Origin of the sequence: Dokdonella sp. (assembly GCF_049593775.1) — a bacterium.
Classification (GTDB): domain Bacteria; phylum Pseudomonadota; class Gammaproteobacteria; order Xanthomonadales; family Rhodanobacteraceae; genus Dokdonella.
Genome location: NZ_JBAWHJ010000295.1, coordinates 1 through 6,516 on the forward strand (window position 1 = coordinate 1; position 6,516 = coordinate 6,516).

The following is a 6,516-nucleotide window of genomic DNA, read 5'->3' on the forward strand; positions in this document are numbered from 1 at the left end:
GGAATGGCCTGTTCGCGGCACGGTTGTGTGCAAGCGGAGCAGCTCAGGGGGCTAACCGGCGCAGACAGGGAAGGTCTGCGATTTGTGCCGATGGACGTGTCCTTTTGATGCTGCACGGGGTTTTCCGATTTGATCAGCAAGTCCTTCACCGAAGATGCCTTCGCCGAACGCATTCGCGAGTGCATGCTCGAGTTGCTGATTGAGCGTGGTCCTGGACGCACGATCTGCGTAAGCGAGGCCGCGCAAACCCTTGCTGTCCGGATCGGCTTCCACTGGCACGACCTGATGCGTCCGGTGCGGACCATCGCCGCCGCCCTGTCCGACGCTGGCGTCATCGAGGCGATCCAGCACGAAGAAGTCGTCGACATCAGGGTCGCGCGCGGGCCGGTCAGGATTCGCCTGCGGGCGCTTCCAGGCCAGCGTAGCGCCCAACGCGGCTAACGCACCGAAACTTTCCCGACAGCACTTCGGGCGTCTTGCCAACCGTTTGTGCTGCTGCTCCGTTAAACTCCTTGATTGCCCTCAAACCGCCACGGGCGGCTGCCTCCGCATGACTGAACCTACAGTTCCAACCAATTTCATCCGCCAGATCGTGCAAAACGACCGAAGCGCCGGCAAGCACGGCGGCAGGGTGCATACCCGGTTTCCGCCCGAGCCAAATGGCTACCTGCACCTTGGGCACGCCAAGAGCATCTGCCTCAATTTTGGCGTCGCGCGCGACTTCTCGGGTGTCTGCAACCTGCGCTTCGATGACACCAATCCATCCCGCGAGGACATCGAGTTTGTCGAGGCCATTCGTGAGGACGTCAAGTGGCTGGGGTTTGAGTGGTCCGAGCAGCGCCACGCCTCGGATTATTTCGAAGTGTTCTATCGCTGCGCGTTGAAGCTTATCGAAGATGGCAAGGCCTACGTCTGTGACCTCAACGCCGAAGATGTTCGCGCGTACCGCGGCACCCTGACCGAGCCCGGTCGAAACTCGCCGTATCGTGAGCGCAGCGTCTCCGAAAACCTCGACCTTTTCGGTCGCATGCGCGCGGGCGAGTTCGCCGACGGCGCCCGCACCCTGCGCGCCAGGATCGACATGGCGTCAGGCAACATCAACATGCGCGACCCGGCCATCTATCGCATCCGCAAGCTCAATCACCAGAACACCGGCGATGCCTGGCCGATTTATCCGATGTATGACTATGCGCATTGCATATCGGACGCGATCGAGGGCATCACGCACTCGCTGTGCACGCTGGAATTCGAGGATCATCGTCCACTGTACGACTGGTGCCTTGACCACATCGACCTTCCGTCCCACCCGGAGCTCGCTGAATCGGTGGTGGCGGCGGGGTTGAGCTATGCACCGAGCCGGCCGCAGCAGATCGAGTTCGCCCGTGGCAATCTCGACTTCACAGTGATGAGCAAGCGCAAATTGCTGGCATTGGTCCAGGACGGTCTCGTCGACGGCTGGGACGACCCGCGCATGCCTACCCTGACCGGCGCTCGACGTCGCGGCTTTCCTGCCGCAGCAATCAGGACGTTCTGGGATCGCGCCGGCATCAGCAAGCAGAACTCGGTGATCGAGTATGGCGTGCTCGAAGGCTGCGTACGCGAAGTACTGGACGGCAAGGCCAGCCGCCGCCTTGCGGTGCTCAATCCGCTGAGGCTCATTCTGACCAACCTGCCCGAGGATCACGCGGAAATACTGAGTTTCCCGAATCATCCCAAGGACGAGTCCTTCGGTCGACGTGACGTGGGTTTCTCGCGCGATCTCTGGATCGAGCGGGATGACTTCCTCGAAGAACCGGTCAAGGGGTTCCATCGCCTCATGCCTGGCACCGAAGTCCGCCTGCGCGGTGTTGGCATCATTCGCTGCGATGAAGTGATCAAGGATGCCGACGGTACCGTCCAGGCACTGCATTGCACCCTTGACAACGAAACCCGATCCGGAAGCAGCGGCGCCGATCGCAAGGTCAAGGGCACCATTCATTGGGTCGATGCGCGCAGCGCGCTGGCCGCCGAGGTTCGCCTGTATGACCGGCTATTCGATGTCGCCAATCCCGATGACGATACCGACGGCAAGACGTATCGCGACCACCTCAATCCTGATTCGCGACGCGTGATCAACGCCTGGCTCGAAAAATCACTGGGCGATACCGAAGCCGAATCCGTGTTCCAGTTCGAGCGTCTCGGATACTTCGTCGCCGATCGCCATGATCATTCGACCCGCCGCCCGGTGTTCAATCGCGTTGTTACCTTGCGCGACAACTGGGCCAGGCCAGCCCGGTGAGCAACCGCAATCGCCTTGAACTGGTCCTGCCCCACTGGATCGACGAGGAGATCGATTTTTCCCGTGTCTACGGCGATGATGCTGCGCGCATGCAGCTGGCCATTGGCCTGGCCAGGCGCAACGTCGAACTGGAAACCGGTGGCCCATTCGGTGCCGCCATTTTCCGCGAAGATGGCGAACTGATTGCGGCCGGGGTCAATCGCGTAGTGCCCGAACAGTGTTCGATTGCCCATGCCGAGATGACCGCATTCATGAGCGCGCAGGCGCGTCTCGGCCGCTTCCGTCTGAACGACGACGGCGCTCGCTACCTGCTCGTGACCAGCGCCCAGCCCTGCTCGATGTGCTACGGCGCCAGTTTCTGGGCCGGTATTGATGTACTGGTGATCGGTGCACGCAGTGAGGATGTCATGCAACTGAGCGAGTTTGACGAGGGGCCTCTTCCCGCCGACTGGATCGGTGAGCTCGAAAGACGCGGCATCGAAGTTCGTCGAGATGTATGGCGCGAACAGGCCCGCGGAGTATTCGAGTTGTACCGACGCATGGCCGGCGCGAGCTATTGAATCCGCAACCTGAGGTTGCACCGGGAGCGCTGCACTCATGACTCAGACCATGCACGGCATGCTCGCCTATTGTCGCCCCGGCTTCGAGGGCGAGTGTGCGCAGGAGCTTGCCACCGAGGATGCAAGACTCCTGACCGGCGGATTCGTGCGCAGCAAGCGCGACAGTGGCTTCGTTGAACTCATCTTGCCCGATGCATCAGCGGCAAGGCAGTTCGCCGAGTCTGTCGGTTGGCACGGCCTGACTTTCGCCAGGCAACTCTTGCGTCTTCGCTCGCGGATCGACGAACTCCCGCGTGAAGACCGTCTCAGCGTGCTGATGCCGGCGATCCGCTCGAACAGCCATGGCTATAGCGATGCATGGATTGAATCGCCCGACAGCGATGCAGCGCGTGAACTTGCTGGCCTGTGCCGCTCGCTGGGAAATGCCCTGGTTGCCAACCTGAAGCGCGAATCATTGATCGATTCGAGTTCACCTTGGCGGCTGCACGTTTGCCTGATCGACGCCCAGACCGCCTTCGTTGCCGAAGCACAGACAAGCCGGACATCCACCTGGCCCGGCGGCATCCCGCGACTGCGTTTTCCTTCGGCTGCACCCAGCAGGTCGACGCTCAAGCTCGAAGAGGCCTTGCTGATGCTGCTCGACTCAGGCGAACGCGAGCGATGGCTCAAGCCCGGCATGACGGCTGTCGACCTAGGCGCGGCACCTGGAGGCTGGACCTGGCAGCTTGTGCGCCGCTCCATGCACGTGACTGCCGTTGACAACGGCCCCATGGACCAGAAGCTGATCGACTCAGGCCTGCTCACCCATTTGCGCGAAGACGGATTTCGCTATCGCCCACCCCAGCCCGTGGACTGGCTCGTCTGTGACATGGTCGAGCAGCCGCGAAAAGTCGCTGCGCGCATGGCGGACTGGCTCGCCCAGGGCTGGTGTCGCCACGCCATCTTCAATCTGAAGTTGCCGATGAAGAAACGCTACGACGAGGTGCAGATTTGTCGCAGCCTGATCGAGGACGCCGCCAGCAAGGCCGGCAAGCGCATCGAATGGCGGGCTCGCCACCTCTATCACGATCGCGAGGAGATCACGGTGTTCGCCAGGGCGATCTGAAAGCCCGCCCGACCACTACGGACAGCCATGGCTTGCTACCCGAAATCTTCGGGACAATCAATACATGTTGCGCAATGACAGTGTCAAAATCCACGGCTATCATTTTCTGCTTGATCAAACCCGTGGAGAGTTCATGTTCCAGTCCAGAGGATTTCTGCTCGCAGCCTTGCTGCTCTCGCATGCGAGCCCGGCCAGCGCCCAGGTCGTCATCAGCCAGGTCTATGGCGGCGGCGGCAATTCGGGGGCGACTTACACCCATGATTTCATCGAACTGTTCAATGCCGGAGCGAGTCCGCAGAATCTGAACGGCTGGTCGGTGCAGTACGCGTCTTCCAGCGGAACCTCCTGGGGCGTCACCAATTTGACCAACGTCGTCCTCCAGCCTGGCCAGTACTACCTGATACAGCAGGCCCAGGGCGCTGGTGGCTCCACCCCACTCCCGACGCCGGATGCGACTGGCACGACGGCGATGTCCGGCAGCAACGTCAAGGTCGCGCTGGCCAACTCGACAACGGCACTGACTGGCGCGTGTCCTGCCGGAGGTACCCTGCTCGATCTGGTGGGAACCGGCTCCGCAAACTGCCCGAATCCGGTGGGCGCAATGTCGAACACCACGGCTGCAATTCGAAAGAGCGGCGGATGCACGAATACCGGCAACAACGGCAGTGATTTCAGTATCGGTGCAGCAACACCGCGAAATACTGCAGCCGCGACTGCACCCTGCGGAGGCCCCGGCACGCTCGCGATCAGTGTCGCCAGCCTGGCCATCGACGAGGGTGATGCCGGGCTCACGCCGTTCGTATTCACGGTCCAGTTGAGCGAAGCTGCACCGGCCGGAGGCATCACATTTGACTACGCGACGGCCGACGACACGGCTATCGCCGGTACCGACTATCAGGCGGCAAGTGGCAGCGAAACCATTCTCGAAGGCGCCAATTCGCAGACAATCACGATCAACGTGATCGCGAACACGACCACCGAGCCAGACCGCGCATTCACGCTTGAGCTGACCAACGTCGATGGCGCCCTGCCAGTCAGCCTGAATGCGACTGGGACGATCCGCGACGACGACATCGGCTCACTACCCATCCACGGCATCCAGGGTGCCGGCGAGTCTTCGCCGGTTGCTGGCCAGCGCATTGCAACCAGCGACAATATTGTTACCGCAGTCGGCACACAGGGCTTTTTCATGCAGTCCAGCGACGCGAACGCCGATGCCGATCCGATGACTTCGGAAGGAATCTACGTCTACACCTTCTCGACACCCACGGTGCAGGTTGGAGACGAGGTCGACCTGGTGGGTGACGTGGTCGAATATTTCGGCACCACCGAATTGACCAATATCGGCAATCTGGTCATCACGACAACCATGAACGGCCTGCCGGCACCAGTCATTTTCGATGCCGACACGCCATCGCAGGATCCAGGTATGCTCAGTTGCTCGACCAGCAATTTCGAGTGTTTCGAGGGCATGCTGGTGCAGATCGACAACGGCATTGTCGCCCGGGCCAATCCGTATTTCAGCAGCGACAACTATGCGCAGGTCTTCGTTTCGGCCTCCGGCACGCGATCCTTGCGCACGCCAGGCCTGCTTTATCCGTTGGTGCCCGGCGCCGACAATCCGGATGCAGGAATGTTCAGCGGCAACCCGCACATCTTTGAACTGGATGCCGACGCCCTTGGCGCTGTGCCCCCGAATACCGCCATCACCGGAGGCAGCCGCTTCAGCGCAACCGGCGTGGTCGCCTACAACTTTGGTGACTACGAAGTCTGGCCCACCAGTTTCACGGTGATTGAACCCAACGTGCTCCCCCGCGCAGTGAAGCCAGGCCAGCTTGGTGAGGAATTGCGCATAGGCAGCTTCAACATGCTGCGCCTGTGCGACACGCTGGCAAACACAACTTACACCTGCGGCAATGGTGGCGAACCGGATGCGCCGGCTCTCGCACTGAAGGTATCGCGCCTGTCCGATTACGTCGGCAATGTGCTTGAACTGCCGGACGTGCTGGGAGTGGTCGAAGTCGAGAACCTCGCCGTATTGCAGATGCTTGCGGATCGGATCGCGCTCGATTTCGGCCTGACTTATACGGCGTTTCTCGAGGAAGGCAATGACGGCGGCGGCATCGACGTCGGCTATCTGGTGCGCGGCGACCGGGTCAGCAACGTGGTCGTCACCCAGTTCGACAGGGACGAAATGTGGCTGGATCCGCGCGACGGCCTGATGCACGAACTGCATGATCGCCCCGCCCTGAAGCTCGAAGCCACGTTCTCGGGCCAGGCCTTCGCTGCAATCGTGGTTCACCCGAAATCGCGAAGCTGCGTAGACGCGCCGTCAGGCACGAACTGCACCCAGGCTGATGTCGATCGCAATCGACTCAAGCGCTTCACCCAGGCCAGTTCGATGGCAGCGCGTGTTCAGCAGGAGCAGATCGCACAGCCGAATCGTCCGCTGCTCGTCATTGGTGACTTCAATGACTATCAGTTCAGTGATGGTTTCGTGAACATGACCGGCCTGATCCAGGGCACCTATGACAATGCAGCCAACGTGATCGACCTGACGGGTCCGAATATCG

5 protein-coding genes are annotated in these 6,516 nt (G+C 61.2%); all 5 read left to right on the top strand.

The window, feature by feature from the left end; all coding sequences use genetic code 11:
- Nucleotides 1-129: 129 nt before the first annotated feature.
- Nucleotides 130-441, top strand: a complete 312-nt coding sequence (locus WBP53_RS10405; RefSeq protein ID WP_423928627.1) for a DUF3253 domain-containing protein — start codon at nucleotides 130-132, stop codon at nucleotides 439-441.
- Between the two features lie 109 nt (nucleotides 442-550).
- Complete coding sequence (locus WBP53_RS10410; protein ID WP_423928629.1) at nucleotides 551-2,278, top strand: glutamine--tRNA ligase/YqeY domain fusion protein; 1,728 nt, start codon at nucleotides 551-553, stop codon at nucleotides 2,276-2,278.
- Nucleotides 2,275-2,838: a nucleoside deaminase gene (locus WBP53_RS10415; RefSeq protein ID WP_423928631.1), complete on the top strand. Its 564-nt coding sequence runs from the start codon at nucleotides 2,275-2,277 to the stop codon at nucleotides 2,836-2,838. The genes WBP53_RS10410 and WBP53_RS10415 overlap by 4 nt, the downstream gene beginning before the upstream one ends.
- 49 nt (nucleotides 2,839-2,887) lie before the next feature.
- The gene (rlmM, locus tag WBP53_RS10420) at nucleotides 2,888-3,943 is read left to right on the top strand and encodes a 23S rRNA (cytidine(2498)-2'-O)-methyltransferase RlmM (RefSeq protein WP_423928635.1); all 1,056 of its coding nucleotides are present in this window, start codon (nucleotides 2,888-2,890) and stop codon (nucleotides 3,941-3,943) included.
- 133 nt (nucleotides 3,944-4,076) lie between these two features.
- A partial coding sequence (locus WBP53_RS10425; protein WP_423928633.1) for a lamin tail domain-containing protein occupies nucleotides 4,077-6,516 on the top strand: 2,440 nt, incomplete at its 3' end.